This is a genomic window from Streptomyces sp. JLBJ103 (genome assembly GCF_058215575.1).
This window is the reverse complement of record NZ_CM177089.1, coordinates 1770865-1788186: the sequence shown is the minus strand read 5'-3', so window position 1 is coordinate 1788186 and position 17322 is coordinate 1770865. Positions and strand designations below refer to the sequence as shown.

Sequence of the window (17322 nt, the reverse complement as noted above, 5' to 3'; positions counted from 1 at the left end):
GGACGCCACCCCGTCCCCGCCCGCCCCGGGGTGGGCCCGGGTCCGGCCCGGTGCGAGGGTGGGGGCATGCAGCAGACCCCTACCCCCGGCCGGGTTCTCGTGGTGGACGACGACCCGACCGTCGCCGAGGTCGTCGCCGGATACCTGGACCGCGCCGGTTATGACGTCGACCGGGCCGCCGACGGCCCCGAGGCGCTCGCGCGTGCCGCCGCCCGCTGGCCCGATCTGGTCGTCCTCGATCTGATGCTGCCCGGCATGGACGGACTCCAGGTGTGCCGCGCCCTCCGCGACAAGGGGCCGGTGCCGGTCATCATGCTCACCGCGCGCGGTGACGAGGACGACCGGATCCTCGGCCTGGAGATCGGCGCGGACGACTATGTGACCAAGCCGTTCAGCCCGCGCGAACTGGTGCTGCGCGTGGAGTCCGTACTCCGCCGCAGCCGGACCGGCCCGCGTGCGGTTCCCCTCGGCGGGGCGCCCGCTGGGGCGCCCGGCGGCGCGGGCGGCGGTCCCGCCCGGCCGGACCGGGTGCTCCGGCGCGCCGGGATCACCCTGGATCCCGCCGCCCGCCGGGTCACCCGGGACGGCCGTGAACTCGCCCTCACTCTGCGCGAGTTCGACCTGCTCGCCCATCTGCTGCGGAACCCCGGTGTGGCCTGCACCCGCGAGGAGCTGATGCGGGACGTCTGGGGCTGGGACTTCGGCGATCTGTCCACCGTCACCGTCCATGTGCGACGGCTGCGCGGCAAGATCGAGGACGATCCGGGCGCGCCGCGCCTCATCCAGACGGTCTGGGGCGTCGGCTACCGCTTCGACGCCCCGTCCGAGACCGCGCGGCACGAGGGCTGACCGCCATGCATGACGCACTGCTGATAGCCCTGTTCGCGTTCCTCGGCGCCGCGGCGGCCGGTCTGCTGGGCGCGCTGGCGCTACGGCTGCTGCGCGGACGCTCCGTCGCCGTGTCCCTCGCCGTCGTCGCGGCAGTCACGGTGACGGCCATGCTCGCGGGCACCCTCGCCGTCGCGTGGGCCATGTTCCTGTCCCCGCACGACCTGACGGTCGTCACGACCGTCTGCGCCATGGCCGCCGTGGTGTCGATGGCCACCGCGCTGCTGCTGGGCCGCTGGGTCGTGGCGCGCAGCAACGCGCTGACACAGGCCGCCCGCTCCTTCGGCGACGGCGGCGACTTCGCCGCCCCCGACGGCCAGGCCACCGCCGAACTCGCCGCCCTCAGCCGCGCGCTGGCCGACACCAGCGCAAAACTGGCCGATTCGCGGACCCGCGAACGGGCCCTGGAGTCCTCGCGCCGTGAGCTCGTCGCCTGGATCTCCCACGATCTGCGTACCCCGCTGGCCGGGCTGCGCGCGATGTCCGAGGCGCTGGAGGACGGGGTGGTCCCCGACCCGGAGCGCTATCTGCGCCAGATCCGCACCGAGGTGGAACGGCTCAACGGCATGGTCGGCGACCTCTTCGAGCTGTCCCGCATCCACGCCGGGGCGCTGTCCCTCAGCCTCACCCGGATCTCCGTCCACGACCTGGTCGGCGACGCACTCGCGGGCGCCGATCCGCTGGCGCGGGAACTGGGCGTACGGCTGATCGGCGATCCCGTCGACGCCGTTCCCATCGAGGCCGACGGCAAGGAGATGACCCGCGTCCTGGGCAATCTCCTGATCAACGCCATCCGCCGCACCCCGGCCGACGGTACGGTCGCGGTCGCCGCCCGGCGGGAGGCGGAGCATGTCGTGCTGTCGGTCACGGACGGCTGCGGCGGCATCCCCGAGGAAGACCTCCCGCGCGTCTTCGACACCGGCTGGCGCGGCAGCCACGCCCGTACGCCTCCGGCAGGCGCGGGCCTGGGCCTCGCCATCGTCCGCGGCATCGTCGAAGCCCACGAGGGCCATGCGGCGGTCCACAATGTCGACGGAGGCTGCCGCTTCGAGGTCCGCCTCCCGGCGGCGCGCGGGTAGCCGGGGCGGCGCCCGGCCCGGGGTGATGGGCGACGGCCGCGCCGCCGGGAGGCGCGCCGCTCCCGTACGCCCCGCCGGGTCTCGACGCCGCCGGGGGCCGCACGGCGCATCGGTGTGGCACCGAGGCCGCGGGCCCACGGCCCGTACGGCACCGCCATCGCGCACCGGCCCCCGGGGGGCGGGCGACCGGGGCGCCGTCCGGCACGAAGGGGCTCGCACCCTGCCGCCGCGGGCCCCCCGCGGGGTGCCAGGCGCCGCGGGCCCGATGAAATCCGCCGGACAGGCCAGGGGAAATCCCCCGGACAGGCCCAGGGCCCGTCGTCGAAGGGGCCGCCCCGGGCGCCCCTGTTGACGACGGCCCCTACGGGACCGGGTCGGGCCGGAGCCCGGCCGCGCGCTGCGGGGCGCGGGCGAACTCGGTCATGCCCGCCACGAAGGGCACCGTCGCCCGCCACCCCAGCCGCTCCCGGATCCGCAGCGACGAGGCGGTGATGTGGCGGACGTCCCCCAGCCGGTAGTCGCCGGTGACCACCGGCGCGGGGCCGCCATGGGCGTCCGCCAGGGCCGCGGCCATCTCGCCCACCGTGTGCGGCTCGTCGCTGCCGGTGTTGTACGCGGTCAGCGCGCCCACGGGCGCCGCGGCCGCCCCGTCCGCCGCCGCCTCCAGCGCGGCGACATTGGCCGCGGCCACATCGCGTACGTGGATGAAGTCCCGGCGTTGTCCGCCGTCCTCGAAGACGGTCGGCGCCTCCCCGCGCGCGAGCGCCGAGCGGAAGAAGGAGGCGACACCCGCGTAGGGGGTGTCGCGCGGCATCCCCGGCCCGTAGACGTTGTGGTAGCGCAGGGACACCGCGCGGCCGCCCGTCGACCGTGCCCACGCCGCCGCCAGGTGCTCCTGGGCCAGCTTCGTCGTGGCGTACACGTTTCGAGGATCGGCCGGGGCGTCCTCGCCGACCAGACCCGCCGCCAGCGGGGTGCCGCACTCCGGGCAGGGCGGTTCGAAACGCCCCGCCGCGAGATCGGCCTCCGCGCGCGGTCCGGGGCGTACCCAGCCGTGGCGGGGGCAGTCGTAGCGCCCCTCCCCGTACACCACCATCGACCCCGCGAGCACCAGCGTCCGCACCCCGTGCTCGGCCATCGCCGCCAGCAGGACGGCCGTACCCAGGTCATTGCAGCCGACGTAGTCCGGCGCGTCCGCGAAGTCCTTGCCGAGGCCGACCATCGCCGCCTGGTGGCAGACCGCGTCCACCCCGCGCAGGGCCGCGGCCACCGCCCCGCGGTCCCGTACGTCGGCGTGGATCCACCGGGCGTCGGGCAGCGGCGGCGGTGCCGGGTGGGCGGCCGGGAGCAGGGCGTCGAGGACGACCGGCTCATGGCCGTGGGCGGTGAGAGCGGTGACGATATGCGAGCCGATGAAGCCCGCGCCTCCGGTGACCAGTACGCGCATGGTGGCGACGCTAGGCCCGGGAGGACCGCGTGGCCCGGGTACGCGCCGTGCCGTCACCGGTCCGTAAGGACTCCCGGGACCCGCGTCGTACGTCCGAACCCCGTCCGTGATGCGACCCCGCCACTCCTGCGCGATCCTGTGATGACCAGCGTTGAGAGGCAACGATGCCGATGCGCACCACAGGTCTGACATCCCGCACGCTGACCGCCCTCCGCGCCAAGAGGCCCTATCCGGCGGTCACCATCACCCTCCCGACCCTCCGCCGCGAAACCCACAACGCACAGGACTCGGTGCGGCTGCGCAACCTCGTCGCCGAGGCCAAACGACGACTGGAGGCGGCTCCCGACGTCCCGCGCGGGGCCCGTTTCGACATCAGCGGGCAGCTCGACCGCGCCGTGGCCGACACGGACCTCCGTTACGCCCTGGACTCGCTGGTGATCTTCGCGGCGAAGGGCGAGTACGAGGTCTGGTCACTGCCGAGAACGGTGCCCGAGCGCGTCGTGTTCAGCGACACCTTCCTCACCCGCAACCTGGTCGCGGCGCGCGAGCGGAGCCGCCCGTACTGGGTGCTGGCCGTCTCCTCGGACCGCACCGCGCTGTGGGGCGGCTCCAACGGCTCGCTCCAGCAGGTGCGCGCGGCCGGATTCCCGATGGAGCCCGAGCCGGGCGACAACGAGGACGTGGAGCGCGAGGAGCGGATCGGCGACGCGCCCGGCATCTACGACGACGAGCGCACCCGGCAGTATCTGCGGCAGGTCGACACCGGGCTGGACTCCCTGCTCGCGACCGATCCCCGCCCGCTCTATCTCGTCGGGCTCGCCCCCGCGCTGAGCCTGCTGGACGAGGTGGGCTCGGCGGCGAAGGCCGCCGTGAGCCGGGTGCCCAAGGGCGGACTGGCCGGTGGCCCCGCCAGGGCGCTGGCCGAGGCGCTGCGCCCGGCGCTGGGCGAGCAGGCGGCCCGCCACACCGAGCGCGTCATCCGGCGCACCGAGCAGGCCCAGGGTCGGCGTGCCTGCGCCGCGGGCCTTGAGGAGGTGTGGCAGGTGGTCCGGGAGGGCCGGATCGATCTGCTGGTCGTCGAGGAGAACTACCAGCAGCCGGTGCGGGTCACCGACGAGCATCTGGTGCCGGTCGACGCGGCCGAGATGAGCGCCGCCGAGCACGGCCCGGCGGTTCAGGAGGACATCGTGGACGAGATCATCGAGGCCGCGCTGGACACCGGCAGCGAGGTCGCCTTCGTCCCGGACGGCGCCCTGTCCGGATACGACCGCATCGCGGCGGTCCTCCGCTTCTGAGCGGTCAGCGGGTCCCCCGAAGTCTGCCTCTACGTCGATTTCCAGCCATCTGGCACCCCACTATGCCCGGTTTCATGCCGATATAGCCATCACTTCATCTCGCATTTTCGGTCACACAACACACACAACAGGGACCCTCCGGCGTTGCCTTCCACTGTCAGCGTGGCGGCCACTCACGTCTTCCGGACGTCGCTCCGAACGCCACGAATGCCACGCACACCACCCGCACGCAACCGAGGAACTGAGAGCAGCATGACGGCCACCACCGCGCGAGCAGCGCAGCGTCCCCGCAGCCTCAATGACGTCAAGGGGTGGTTCCCCAGCCTTGACCAAGTGCTCTTCGACCGCTTCCTGAGCCGCCAGAAGCGCCACGAGCAGCACGGGGACCTCCTGGAGATGGGCGCCTACATGGGCAAGAGCGCCATCTTCACCGCCGCCTATCTGCGCGGCGACGAAAGCTTCACCGTCTGCGACCTCTTCGACGCCGACGCGCCGGACGAGCGGAACGCGGCGGAGGCCCGCAAGTCCTACGCCACCCTCACCCGCACCGCCTTCGAGCAGAACTACCTGGCCTTCCACGACGACCTGCCCCGTGTCATCCAGGGGCCGACCTCCGTGGTGCCGCGCCATGTCGGCCCGGACAGCTGCCGCTTTGTGCATGTCGACGCCTCGCATCTGTACGAGCATGTGGCGGGCGACATCGACACCGCGCACACCGCGCTGGCCCCCGGCGGCCTGGTCGTCCTCGACGACTTCCGCTCCGAGCACACCCCGGGCGTCGCCGCCGCGGCCTGGGAGGCAGTGTTCAACCGGGGGTTGCGGCCGGTGTGTCTCAGCACCCAGAAGCTCTACGGCACCTGGGGCGACCCCGGGCCGTTGCAGGACGAGCTGCTCGCGGACGAGGAGTGGCGGTCGACGATGCACACGAGCGTGCAGGAGATCGCGGGGCGGCGGGTGCTGCGGTTCTCGGGCAAGCCCCCGAACCCGGCCGCGCCGCGCTCCCGCTACGCCGATGTGGCCCGGGAGTCCTCCGCGGGTTCCTCCGGCTCCGTGCCGGCTCCGGGCCGCCCCGCGCCCTCCCCGGTCCGCCGGCTCGCCGCCGATGTGCTGCCGCCGGTGGTCACCCGCGCGATCCGCCGCAGGCGCCGTACCACCGGCTGAGCAGCGACACCGGTCGCCGGCCATCCGTCGCCGCGGCGGTCAGCGCCGCCGTAGCGCCGGATGGTCCGCCACCACCGTGCAGGACCCCGGGGCGACCTCGGTGAAGCCCGCGTCCCGCACCACCGGCAGGCCGCTCGCCGTCAGCTCCTCCCACCGCTCCGGCGAGGGGGTACGCACCGCCAGCGGAAAGCCCGCCGCGCGCCAGGCCGCCCGCGCCGGGCCCGCCAGCTGCCACCAGGCGAGCTGTGCACCGTGCCCGGCCTGAGCCATCGCCTTGCCCGCCGACATATCGATATGCGGGTTCATCCACAACACCGGCCCGGCCGGGTCCGGCGCGGCCGGTGGTTCCGGGTCGTCCAGTTCGGTGCCGGACACCTGGAGTTTGACCAGCTCCTTCGGCCAGCCGTCCAGCGGCACCGGCGGAAACACCCGTACCTCGGCCGCCGGAGGGGTGCCCACGTTGTCGTCCCCGGACCCGCCGTCGTGTGCGCGCCCACCGCGCCCCGTGAGCGTGATGCCCGGCAGCGTCCCTGCGCGCCGCCACTCCGCGCCGCGCGCCCGTCGTACGACCTTGCGGATCCGGGCGTCCTGCCAGGCCCGTACGGCCTCGGCCCACTCGCCGTCCGCCGCGGTCGCCCGCTCGTCCGACAGCAGCACCAGCACGGCGCGGGCCGCCGTCTCCAGGGCGTCGGTACGGGCCGGGGGCGCGGCCTTCTCGATCCGGACCACCAAGGGCAGGACGAACTGCGGCGCGGCGTCCCGGTCGGACTCCACGGGACGGGACGGGCTGGTGCGCGGGCCGGCCTCGGAGCGGGGCGCGGAGTGGGATTCGGAGCGGATCCCGGAGTGGGTTTCGGAGCTGGTCACGCGCCTCAGTCTGCCAGCAGGGCGCCGGTCCCGGGCCGGGCCGGATATTGCCGAAGAATCGGTAACCCGGGAATTATGTGTACATGCAGAGTGATCTCTTCTCTCCGGAGTACATGGCCCAGTTCGCCACCGCGCCGGGAATGACTCTCCAGAATCCGAAGTCGATCAAGTACGCGGTCAACGGCGAGTGTTATGCCCGCCAGGGCGCCATGGTCGCCTTCCGCGGCAACCTCGCCTTCGAGAGGCACGGCCAGGGCGTCGGTTCCTTCCTCAAGCGCGCGGTCACCGGTGAGGGTCTGGCCCTCATGGCCGTCCGCGGCCAGGGCGAGGCGTGGTTCGCCCATGAGGCGGCCAACTGCTTCCTGGTGGACCTCGCCCCGGGCGACAGCATCACCATCAACGGGCGCAACGTCCTGTGCTTCGACTCCTCCCTCGCCTACAAGATCGAGATGATGAAGGGCGCGGGGATGACGGGCGGCGGTCTGTTCAACACCGTCTTCAGCGGCAGCGGACGGCTCGGCCTGATATGCGAGGGCAACCCCATCGTCATCCCGGTCACCCCGACCGACCCCGTGTGCGTGGACACCGACGCCGTCGTCGGCTGGACCACCACCCTGCGCACCTCGCTGCACCGCTCGCAGAGCATCGGCTCGATGCTGCGCGGAGGTTCGGGCGAGGCCGTCCAACTCCGGCTGGACGGGGAGGGGTTCGTGATCGTGCGCCCGAGCGAGGCCAAGCCGGAGAAGAGCGGCGGCAACTGACCCGTGACGGCGGCCGATCCGCCGGTTGCCTATGCTCAACCGCCATGAGACTGCGAGGAGTCGGCCGCCGCTACGGCCTGCGTGGGCCCTGGGTGCTGCGCGGCGTCGACCTTGAGCTGGCGCCCGGTTCGCTGACCCGGGTGGAGGGCGCCAACGGCAGTGGGAAGTCCACGCTGCTGCGGCTGCTCGCCGGGATCGACGCACCGAGCACGGGCAGCATCACCGGCCGCCCGCGCACCGCGTACGTTCCCGAGCGGTTCCCGGCCGAACTCCCCTTCTCCGCCCGCGGCTATCTCACCCATCTGGGCCGGATCCACGGGCTGGGGCGGGCGGCGGCGGAGCGTGGGGCGGGGGAGTGGCTGGAACGCTTCGGCGCGGCCGAACACGCCGACACCCCGCTCGCCGAACTGTCCAAGGGCGCCAGCCAGAAGGTGGCCGTCGCGCAGGCGTTGCTCGGCGCCCCCGGGCTGCTGGTCCTCGACGAGGCGTGGACCGGCCTCGACCAGGCCGCGCGCACCGTACTGGACGCGGCCGTCGCCGAGCGGGTCGCCGACGGCGGCGAGGTGGTCTTCGTCGACCACGACCCCCGGCGGCTGTCCGGTGCCGCCGACGCGGTGTTCCGCGTCGCCGACGCCCGGCTGACCCCACGGCCTGCCGTCCCAGCACCAAACGCCGCTTCGGCGCCGGGAGTTCAGCGCGGGGACGCTGCGGAGAGCGAGCACGTACCGCAGGAGCCGCGACCGGTCCCGACGGGCGAGGCGGGCCCGCGGGTGGCGGTCGTCGCCGAGGGCCTGGCCGACGCCGACCTGCCGCCGGACCTGCCCGGCGCGCCGCACCGCGAGCCCGGTCCGCCAGGGTGTGCTGCCGCCGGCCGAGCACCGCTTGCGGGCGGCTCCGCGCGGCGCACCGTACGGCTGAGCGTTGGCGCGGCCCACTCCGATGCCTTGCTGCGGGCCCTGCTCACCGCCCGGCCACCGTGGCACATCCGCTCCGTGGCGGAGGTGCCGCACACGCGGTCCGGGGCACCGACGACGAGGCCGGAGGTCTCATGACCGCGCTGCTGCGCTACCAGGCCGCGCTGCTGGCCCGCTCACAGCGCTGGCTGCCGCCGGTGCTGCTCTACGCCGCGTTCATGGTGATCACGGTGCATGCCGGGGACCCGATCCTCGACTCCTTCGGCTATGCCGCCGCCGCGCTGCTCCCCGTGACGGCCTGGCTGGTACGGGTGTGCGCCACCACCGAGCCCGCCGCGGCACGCAACTGCGCGGCCGCCGCGGCCGGACCCGGCCGAGTGCATCTGGCCAGTCTGCTCACGGCGCTCGGCGCGGCGCTCGCGCTGGGCACCGTCGGGTCCCTGTACGTCGCCCTCCTCAGCGACCCGCGCACCGCGGATCACCAGATCGGGATCCCGGTGGTGAAGGCGACCGCCGCGGGGCTGCTCGCCGCGTTCGCCTGCGCGCTGCTCGGCACGGCCGTCGGCGCGCTGTGCAACCGGCCGCTGCTGCGCAGCCCCGGCTGGGCCATCTGCTCCACCGCGGTCACCGCGCTGCTGGTGCTGGTGGCCGGTGCCTCGCCCGCGAACGCCGCGGTGTCGGGGCTGGTCGAGGGGTCGCGGAGCGGCGCCGTACCGCTGCCCCTGCTGCCGCTGGCCGTGACCGGCGCGGCCGCCGCCGGGGCGACCGCGCTGGCCTGCGTTCTCAGCTCGCGCCGGACGTGAGGTACGTCAGGGGGCGGGACCCTAAGCGGCCTCGCTGAAGTCCGGTGCGGTTCGGGTGCGCCCCGAAGAGGCGCGGGGCTGTGTCGATGTTCGGCTCCGCCCGTGTCGATGTGCGGCTCCGCCGCGTGGGCGACTGGCCACGACGCGGCCGCAGACGCATGACGGCACCTCGCGGCACTTCCCGCGGAGCGCTTAGTGCTGCCAGGGCCCCGTCACGGCGAAGGTGGTCCCCGGGGTGTAGCAGTTGACGTACATCGTCCGGCGGTCCGGGGCGAAGGTGACGCCCGCGAACTCACCCCACGCCGGCTCCTCCGGGGTGCCGATGTTCTGCCGTCCCCGGGCCATCGGATAGACCTCGCCGCTCCGGGTCAGCCCGAAGACGTGCTGGGCGCCCTCGCCGTCCTCGCAGACCATCAGGCCGCCGCTGGGCGCCAGCGTGATGTTGTCCGGGGACTCGCCGGGCAGTTGGAGGTCGGTGTCCGGGCCGAAGACGATCACCAGGGTGAGCCGCCGCCGCTGCGGGTCGTAGCGCCAGATCTGGCCGTAGTGGTCGGCCGCCGAACCGTCCGCGCTCTTGGCGAAGCTGGAGACGAAGTAGACCGACGACCCGCCCCAGTAGCAGCCCTCCAGCTTCTGGGCGTGGGTGATGCCGCCGGAGCCGAAGTCCTGGAAGCGGATGGGGGTTTCCCTGGCGAGCGGATCGGGCACCGTCACCCACTCGATGTGGTCGAAGGTGGTGCCGGTCTCCTGGACCGTCGACAGGTCGCGTACCCCCGGCACCCGCATCGCCTGGAGCTCTCCGCCCGCGTGCAGCGAACCGGCACCGCCCAGCGGCTTCTTCGGCCGGAACCGGTAGAACAGCCCGAACGGCTTCTCGAAGGCGTCCTCGGTCTCGTAGACGATGCCGTTGCGCGGGTCGACCGCGATGGCCTCGTGCTGGAAGCGGCCCATGGCGGTGAGCGGCACGGGGTCCGTGCGGCGCGGGTCGTAGGGGTCGACCTCGAAGATGAAGCCGTGGTCCTTGGTGTAGCCCTTGGTTCCGGCCCTGTCCTCGGTCTCCTCGCAGGTCAGCCAGGTGTGCCAGGGGGTGGGCCCGCCCGCGCAGTTGACCGCGGTGCCCGCGATGGCGACGCGTTCGGACAGGACGTGGTTGCGGGAGTCGAGCTCCAGGGCGGTACAGCCGCCCAGGCCCCCCGGGTCGTAGGTGAGGCCCTTGACGGCGGGGACGCGGATCGCCGCGTCCACGCGGTTCTCATGGTTGCGGACCAGATGGGTGCGGCTGTGCTTGCCGCTGGAGCGGCCGGGGAAGGCGGCCATGCCGTCGCAGTGGCTGGGGACCTTGCCCTCCCCGGAGCGCAGTTCGTCGCCCTCCCGGGACAGCACCCGGTAGCGGAACCCCTCGGGGAGGTCGAGCAGGCCGTCGGGGTCGGGGACGAGCGGGCCGTAGCCGCCGCCCGCGGTCCCGTCGGCGGAATCGGACCCGGCGGCCGCGGCCGTACCGGCGAAGAGCTCCGGGATGCTTCCGGTGAAGGCGATCGAGGCGCCCAGCGCACCGGTGCGTCCCAGGACCTGACGTCGTGTCGCTGACATGCGGTAACTCCCTGCTGGCGGACAGGAAATCGGACCGCACGTGTGTATCACGCGTACGCGCGCGCGGGAACCATCTGATCCATGTCGGCTGCGCGCGTCGCCCCGATACCACCCGTTCCGGGGCCCGGTGGCTCAGTGCCCGCCGCGCCCCTCGGCGAGACCCTTGGCGTCCCTGGCCAGCGCCGTGAGCCGGGATATCGCCCGGAAGTACTTCTTCCGGTAGCCGCCGCGCAGCATCTCCTCGCTGAACAGCTGGTCGAACGGGACACCGGACGCCAGCACCGGCACCTCGCGGTCGTAGAGCCGGTCCGCCAGTACCACCAGGCGCAGCGCGGTCGACTGGTCCGGCACCGGGCCGACCCCGGTCAGACACACGGCCTGGACGCCGTCGCACATCGCGCCGTAGCGGCTCGGGTGCACCCGGGACAGATGCTCCAGCAGGGAGGGGAAGTCGTCGAGCGAGGCACCGGCGGTGCGGTACGCCGCGCGCGTGACCGTGTCGTCGGAGTGCGGGGTGGGGGCCTCGGGCAGTCCGCGGTGCCGGTAGTCCTCGCCGTCGATGCGCAGGGTGTGGAACCGGGCGGACAGCCCCTGTATCTCCCGCAGGAAGTCGGCGGCGGCGAACCGGCCCTCGCCCAGCTTGCCGGGGAGGGTGTTGGAGGTCGCGGCCAGCGCCACACCCGCGTCCACCAGCTTGCCGAGGAGCGTGGAGACCAGCACGGTGTCGCCCGGGTCGTCCAGCTCGAACTCGTCGATGCACAGCAGCCGGTGGCCGCTCAGAGTCTGCACGGTCTGCTGGAAGCCGAGCGCGCCGACGAGGTTCGTCAGCTCCACGAAGGTGCCGAACGCCTTGAGCTCGGGGGCGGCCGGGGTCGCGTGCCAGAGGGAGGCCAGCAGATGGGTCTTGCCGACGCCGTACCCGCCGTCCAGATACATCCCGCGCGGGCCGCTCGGGGCGGCGGGCCGGGACTCCCGCCGGAACCAGTTCTTACGCCGGCCGTCCTTCGCGCTCGCCCCGCCGAGCCCCTCGGCGAACCCGCTGAGGGTCTTGACGGCCTCGGCCTGGCTGGGCTGATCGCGGTCCGGTATGTAGTTGTCGAAGCTGACCGTGGCGAAGCGGGGCGGCGGCACCATCTCGGAGACCAGGCGCTCGGCCGGAACGTGCGGAGCGCGGGCGGTGAGGGCGACCGGGGCTTCGGCGGCTATCGGGCCTGCCGAGCCGGAAGTGGTGGTTGGTGCAGACACGGAAGTCCAGGGTAGTCGCTTTTCAGGGAGCCTCTGTCCGAGAGGGAGGCATGTCACACTGCGCCGTATGCGACGCCTGTTCCCGTTGTCCACCGAGCCCACCACCGGATCCGCCGCGCCCCGCGGCCCCGAGGACCGTGAATGGGGGCTGGACGAGCTGGCCGACGCCTATGCCTACCCGGACCGGCCGCCGGGCTCCACGGGCGCCTTTCTGCGGGCCAACATGGTCTCCTCGCTGGACGGCGCCGCCCATCACGACGGCCGTTCGCAGCCGCTGTCGTCCGCGGCCGATATGCGGATCTTCGGGGTGCTGCGCGGGCTCGCCGACGCCGTGGTCGTCGGCGCGGAAACCGTGCGCCGGGAGGGATACCGCCCGGCGCGGGCCCGGGAGGCGTTCGCCGAGCGGCGGGCGGCGCTCGGGCAGGCCCCCGCGCCCGCCATCGCCGTGGTCAGCGCGAGCCTGGACCTCGACTTCTCGATGCCGCTGTTCACCGAGCCGCTGGTGCCGACGCTGATGGTCACCGGCGGCCGGGCGTCCGGGGAGCGGCTGGCCGCGGCCCGCGCGGCCGGGGCCGAGGTGGTGCTCGCCGGGGACCGGGAGTCGGGGCGGGTGGACGCCGCGGCGATCGTGGCCGCCCTCGCCGAACGCGGCCACACCCGGCTGCTGACGGAGGGCGGACCCAGGCTGCTGGGGCTGTTCACGGCAGCCGGGGTACTCGACGAGCTGTGTCTGTCGGTGGCGCCCATGCTGGCCGCGGGGGATGCGGCGCGCATCGTCAACGGTCCCGCTCTGGTGGAACCGGAACGATTCGCTCTTGCGTCGGTTCTGGAAGAAGCCGGTTTCCTTTTCACCCGCTACCGTCGGATTTACCAATAATGTTGCAGTAAACGCGTAAACGGACTGGATTCCTGGATTCCGGTATTGGATCCGTGAATGGAGAAGGGCGCCTGCCGTGTTCACGAGCATTTTGATGATCGAGAAGCCCCTGACCCCTGCCGACGTGGAGTTCGTCACCACCTTGCACGGCGACGATCCGGTCTCCTTCATCGTGCTGATGCAGCCGCGAGGCAGTAAGGACCGGCTGCTGCGGGCCATTGACGACATCGCGCTGGGCGAGCTGGAGCAGGCCGCCCAGGAGCGTGAGGAACCGGAGGGCAGCGAGGCGCTGGAGCCCGCCGAGCGCGCCCTCACCCACTCGGTGGCGGCCCTGGAGAAGGCCGGATGCCAGGCCAGAGGCCATGTCGTCCAGCGCCGCCCGCTGGATGTCCTGCGCGGGGTCGTCGAGGAGACCGGCGCCGACGAGGTGATCGTGCTCACCGCCCCCCACTTCGTGGAGGAGTTCTTCCACCGGGACTGGGCCTCCCGCGCCCGCCACACGGTGGGCGTCCCCGTGCTCAAGCTGTTCTCCCACGCCGTCGACGAGGGGCAGCCGACGGGAGGCTGAGCCGGGCGGTCACGGCCTTGGGCGGGGCCGGTCGGCGCGGGGTGCGAGAATCGGGCCGACAGCTCGAACTGCGAACCAGGGAGACCCGTACATGGCACCGGCCGGCACCGCCTCCGACGCGCTGGATCGACCGCACTTCATCGGCATCGGCGGCGCCGGGATGTCGGGCGTCGCCAAGGTGCTCGCCCAGCGCGGCGTACAGGTCGCGGGCAGTGACACCAAGGACTCCCCGACCGTCGCCGCGCTGCGCGAAGCGGGCGCCACCGTGCACCTCGGCCACGCCGCCGAGCACATCGCGCCCGACGCCACCAGCGTCGTGATCTCCAGCGCCATCCGCCCCGACAACCTGGAACTGGTCACCGCCATCGAGCGCGGCATCCCCGTGGTGCACCGCTCCGACGCCCTCGCCGCGCTGATGGATGGCGCCCGGCCGATCGCGGTGGCGGGCACCCACGGCAAGACCACCACCACCTCGATGCTCGCGGTCTCCCTCGGCAGCCTCGGTCTCGACCCGACCTACGTCATCGGCGGCGACCTCGACGCGCCCGGCTCCAGCGCCCGCCACGGCAGCGGCGAGATCTTCGTCGCCGAGGCCGACGAGAGCGACCGCAGCTTCCACAAGTACGCCCCCGAGGTCGCCATCGTCCTCAATGTGGAGCTCGACCACCATGCCAACTACGCCTCGATGGATGAGATCTACGAGTCCTTCGAGACCTTCGTGGGCCGGGTCCGGCCGGGCGGCGCGCTCGTCATCTCCGCCGACCACGACGGCGCCCGTGAACTGACCTCCCGGGTGAAGGGCCGCGAGGGGCTGCGGGTGCTGACCTACGGCGAGGACGAGAGCGCGGACGTCCGGGTGCTGGACATCGTTCCGCACGGTCTGACCAGCCAGGTCACCGTGCGGCTCGCCGAGGTCCTGGGTGGTGCGGAGCTCACCTTCGCCGTCTCCGTCCCCGGCCGCCACTACGCGCTCAACGCGGTGGCCGCCCTCACCGCGGGCGCCGCCCTGGGCGTCCCCGCCGCCGACCTCGCCCCCGCGCTCGCCGTGTACACCGGCGTCAAGCGGCGGCTCCAGCTCAAGGGCACCGCGGCCGGAGTGCAGGTCATCGACTCCTACGCGCACCACCCCACCGAGATCGCCGCCGACCTGGAGGCGATCCGCGGCGGCGCCGGTGCGGGGCGGGTTCTGGTGGTCTTCCAGCCGCACCTGTTCAGCCGTACGCAGGAGCTGGGCACCGAGATGGGCGAGGCCCTGACGCTCGCCGACGCCTCCGTCGTCCTCGACATCTACCCCGCCCGCGAGGACCCGGTCCCCGGCATCACCAGCGCCCTGGTGATCGACGCCGCCGCGCGCCGGGGCGCCGATGTGACCGCCGAGCACGACCGGGCCGCGGTTCCCGGGCTGATCGCCGGAATGACCAAGCCCGGAGACCTTGTTCTCACCATGGGCGCGGGCGATGTCACCGACCTCGGTCCGGAGATCCTCGCCCGTCTGGAGAGCTCGGAGAGCCCGGAGAGCCCGAGCCACGAGAGCTGAGGAGGTCCGTCGATGGGGTACGAGATCGACAAGCCGGAGGAGCAGTGGCGCGCGGAGCTGAGCCCGGAGGAGTACCAGGTCCTGCGCGAGGCCGGTACCGAGCGCGCCTTCACCGGTGAGTACACCGACACCAAGACGACCGGCGTCTACTCCTGCCGGGCGTGCGATGCCGAGCTGTTCCGCTCCGACACCAAGTTCGAGAGCCACTGCGGCTGGCCGTCCTTCTACGACCCGGCGGACTCCTCCGCCGTCGAGCTGATCGAGGACCGCTCCCACGGCATGGTCCGCACCGAGGTGCGCTGTGCCCGGTGCGGCTCCCACCTGGGGCATGTCTTCGCGGGCGAGGGTTACCCGACCCCGACCGACCAGCGGTACTGCATCAACTCCATCTCGCTGCGGCTGACGCCCCGGGAGAGCTGACGCAGTGGGCCGGGCCCCGGGCCGAACGGCTTCGGGCTCGGCCCGGGGCGTCAGCCCGTCCCGTGGCGCAGGACGGCGGCCGACTCGGGCGGCAGCCGCAGGACGCCGTCCGCGCCCGGGAGTTCGACCGGCCGCCAGGCGGCCACCACCTCGGTGACCGCACCGGGCCCGGTCCCGAGCGGGATCCTCGCCGCGCGGTCAGTTGGATTGACGAGTACGTGGAGGGGGCCGCGGGGGCCGCGGGGGCCGCGCCGGAAACCGAACCAGCCGTCGTCCGCCGCGGTCGGCACCCCGCCGGACGGCTCGGACGCCGGCCAGCCCGGATCCGTGAGCGCCGGCTCCGTGCGGCGCAGTGCGATCAGCCGCCGGTGCCAGTCGAGGAGTTCCGTATGCGGCTCCCGCTCCGGCTCCGACCAGTCGAGGCAGGACCGCAGCCGGGTGGCCGGATCCTGTGGGTCGGGAATCTCCGCCTCGGCCCAGCCGTGGGCGGCGAACTCACGGCGGCGTCCCCGCCGTACCGCCTCGGCCAGCTCCGGGTCCTGATGGTCGGTGAAGTACTGCCACGGCGTACCGGCGCCCCACTCCTCGCCCATGAACAGCATCGGTGTGAACGGCGAGCACAGCACGAGGGCCGCCGCGCAGGCCAGCAGACCGGGGGAGAGGATGGCGGAGAGCCGGTCGCCGATCGCGCGATTGCCGATCTGGTCATGGGTCTGGGCATAGCCGAGCAGCCGGTGGGCGGGGGTGGTGAGGGTGTTCAGCGGGCTGCCGTGCGCCCGGCCCCGGAAGGCCGAGTGGCTGCCGTCGTGGAAGAAGCCACCGGTCAGCGTTTTGGCCAGGGCATCGGCGCCCGCGGCGGCGAAGTCGGCGTAGTAGCCCTGGCGCTCACCGGTGAGCAGGGTGTGCAGAGCATGATGGAAGTCGTCGTTCCACTGCGCGTGCAGACCGTGGCCGCCGGACTCGCGCGGTGCCGTGGTGCGCGGATCGTTCAGATCGGACTCACCGATGAGGAACAGGGGGCGGCCGGTCCGGGCGGCCAGCGCGTCCACGGCGGCGGACAGTTCGGCGAGGAAGTGGCGCGCCCGGGTGTCGTGCAGTGCGTGTACGGCGTCCAGCCGCAGCCCGTCGAGCCGGAAGTCGCGCAGCCAGGCGAGCGCGCTGCCGATGAAGTACGCGCGGACCTCGTCGGAGCCGGGGGCGTCGAGGTTGACCGCGGCGCCCCAGGGGGTGTGGTGGGTGTCGGTGAAGTACGGGCCGTAGGCGGGGAGATGGTTGCCGGAGGGCCCCAGGTGGTTGTGGACCACGTCGAGCACCACACCGAGGCCGTGGCCGTGGGCCGCGTCGACGAAGCGGGCCAGGCCCTCCGGACCGCCGTACGGCTCGTGCACGGCCCAGGGGGCCACACCGTCGTACCCCCAGCCATGGGTCCCGGGGAACGGACAGACGGGCATCAGCTGCACATGGCTGATGCCCAACGCGGCCAGATGCGGCAGCCGTTCGGCCGCCGCGTCGAAGGTGCCCTCCCGGGTGAAGGTGCCGATGTGCAGCTCGTAGAGGACCGCGCCCGGCAGCGGCCGCCCGGACCACTCCCGCTCCCAGGGGAAGCGGGAGTGGTCCACCACGGCGCTGAGGCCCTCGGGGCCGTCCGGCTGGCGGCGGGACCGCGGATCGGGCAGCGGCGGGCCGTCGTCGAGTGCGAAGCCGTAGGCCGTCCCGTGCCCGCCGTCGGCCTCGGCCCGCCACCACCCCTCCCGGGCGGGATCGCGCTCCATGGGATGTGTCACGCCCTCCACATGGAGCCCGACCCGCCCGGCGTGCGGCGCCCATACCTCGAAAAGCACCGGCGTCTCCTCATCTCGTGGCCGCTGAC

16 protein-coding genes are annotated in these 17322 nt (G+C 73.3%); 11 read left to right on the top strand and 5 right to left on the bottom strand.

Annotated features, from left to right (window positions below; translation table 11 throughout):
* The first annotated feature begins 66 nt into the window (after positions 1 to 66).
* Positions 67 to 849 (top strand): response regulator transcription factor, encoded by a 783-nt coding sequence (locus AC4BEG_RS07690; RefSeq protein WP_490705152.1) that lies wholly within the window; start codon positions 67 to 69, stop codon positions 847 to 849.
* 5 nt (positions 850 to 854) lie between these two features.
* The gene (locus AC4BEG_RS07685; protein ID WP_490705151.1) at positions 855 to 1967 is read left to right on the top strand and encodes a sensor histidine kinase; all 1113 of its coding nucleotides are present in this window, start codon (positions 855 to 857) and stop codon (positions 1965 to 1967) included.
* Positions 1968 to 2328: 361 nt separating this feature from the next.
* Here the strand turns inward: AC4BEG_RS07685 and AC4BEG_RS07680 are convergent, their stop codons facing one another.
* Positions 2329 to 3414, bottom strand: a complete 1086-nt coding sequence (locus AC4BEG_RS07680; protein WP_490705150.1) for an NAD-dependent epimerase/dehydratase family protein — start codon at positions 3412 to 3414, stop codon at positions 2329 to 2331.
* A gap of 170 nt (positions 3415 to 3584) precedes the next feature.
* Here AC4BEG_RS07680 and AC4BEG_RS07675 point away from each other — a divergent pair, with 170 nt between their 5' ends.
* Complete coding sequence (locus AC4BEG_RS07675; protein WP_490705149.1) at positions 3585 to 4709, top strand: baeRF3 domain-containing protein; 1125 nt, start codon at positions 3585 to 3587, stop codon at positions 4707 to 4709.
* A gap of 252 nt (positions 4710 to 4961) precedes the next feature.
* Complete coding sequence (locus AC4BEG_RS07670; protein ID WP_490705148.1) at positions 4962 to 5870, top strand: class I SAM-dependent methyltransferase; 909 nt, start codon at positions 4962 to 4964, stop codon at positions 5868 to 5870.
* 39 nt (positions 5871 to 5909) lie between these two features.
* Here the strand turns inward: AC4BEG_RS07670 and AC4BEG_RS07665 are convergent, their stop codons facing one another.
* Positions 5910 to 6710, bottom strand: a complete 801-nt coding sequence (locus tag AC4BEG_RS07665; protein ID WP_490707018.1) for a peptidyl-tRNA hydrolase — start codon at positions 6708 to 6710, stop codon at positions 5910 to 5912.
* Positions 6711 to 6820: 110 nt separating this feature from the next.
* On the opposite strand from AC4BEG_RS07665, the gene AC4BEG_RS07660 reads away from it, so the two are divergent.
* The 3 genes from AC4BEG_RS07660 to AC4BEG_RS07650 are packed head-to-tail and all read left to right on the top strand — an operon-like array spanning position 6821 to position 9215.
* Positions 6821 to 7498, top strand: a complete 678-nt coding sequence (locus AC4BEG_RS07660; protein ID WP_490705147.1) for an AIM24 family protein — start codon at positions 6821 to 6823, stop codon at positions 7496 to 7498.
* Between the two features lie 44 nt (positions 7499 to 7542).
* Entirely contained in the window at positions 7543 to 8550 is a 1008-nt protein-coding gene (locus AC4BEG_RS07655; RefSeq protein ID WP_490705146.1) for an ABC transporter ATP-binding protein, read from the top strand.
* A complete protein-coding gene (locus AC4BEG_RS07650) occupies positions 8547 to 9215 on the top strand; it encodes an ABC transporter (protein ID WP_490705145.1) in 669 nt (222 codons plus the stop codon). The genes AC4BEG_RS07655 and AC4BEG_RS07650 overlap by 4 nt, the downstream gene beginning before the upstream one ends.
* Before the next feature lie 192 nt (positions 9216 to 9407).
* Here AC4BEG_RS07650 and AC4BEG_RS07645 read toward each other — a convergent pair whose 3' ends face one another.
* Positions 9408 to 10805: an alkaline phosphatase PhoX gene (locus AC4BEG_RS07645; protein WP_490705144.1), complete on the bottom strand. Its 1398-nt coding sequence runs from the start codon at positions 10803 to 10805 to the stop codon at positions 9408 to 9410.
* Between the two features lie 132 nt (positions 10806 to 10937).
* Positions 10938 to 12050, bottom strand: a complete 1113-nt coding sequence (gene zapE / locus AC4BEG_RS07640) for a cell division protein ZapE (protein WP_490705143.1) — start codon at positions 12048 to 12050, stop codon at positions 10938 to 10940.
* A gap of 67 nt (positions 12051 to 12117) precedes the next feature.
* Here zapE and AC4BEG_RS07635 point away from each other — a divergent pair, with 67 nt between their 5' ends.
* From AC4BEG_RS07635 to msrB, 4 genes are all read left to right on the top strand, one after another.
* Positions 12118 to 12927: a pyrimidine reductase family protein gene (locus AC4BEG_RS07635; RefSeq protein ID WP_490705142.1), complete on the top strand. Its 810-nt coding sequence runs from the start codon at positions 12118 to 12120 to the stop codon at positions 12925 to 12927.
* A gap of 94 nt (positions 12928 to 13021) precedes the next feature.
* Positions 13022 to 13495 carry an indole-3-glycerol phosphate synthase gene (locus AC4BEG_RS07630; RefSeq protein WP_201877578.1) on the top strand — a complete coding sequence of 158 codons (474 nt, stop codon included), beginning with the start codon at positions 13022 to 13024 and terminating at the stop codon, positions 13493 to 13495.
* Between the two features lie 91 nt (positions 13496 to 13586).
* Positions 13587 to 15032: a UDP-N-acetylmuramate--L-alanine ligase gene (gene murC / locus AC4BEG_RS07625; RefSeq protein WP_490705141.1), complete on the top strand. Its 1446-nt coding sequence runs from the start codon at positions 13587 to 13589 to the stop codon at positions 15030 to 15032.
* A gap of 12 nt (positions 15033 to 15044) precedes the next feature.
* The gene (gene msrB, locus AC4BEG_RS07620; protein WP_201877576.1) at positions 15045 to 15452 is read left to right on the top strand and encodes a peptide-methionine (R)-S-oxide reductase MsrB; all 408 of its coding nucleotides are present in this window, start codon (positions 15045 to 15047) and stop codon (positions 15450 to 15452) included.
* 50 nt (positions 15453 to 15502) lie between these two features.
* Here the strand turns inward: msrB and treZ are convergent, their stop codons facing one another.
* On the bottom strand, positions 15503 to 17293 hold the full coding sequence (treZ, locus tag AC4BEG_RS07615) for a malto-oligosyltrehalose trehalohydrolase (protein ID WP_490705140.1): 1791 nt from the start codon (positions 17291 to 17293) through the stop codon (positions 15503 to 15505).
* Positions 17294 to 17322: the final 29 nt, after the last annotated feature.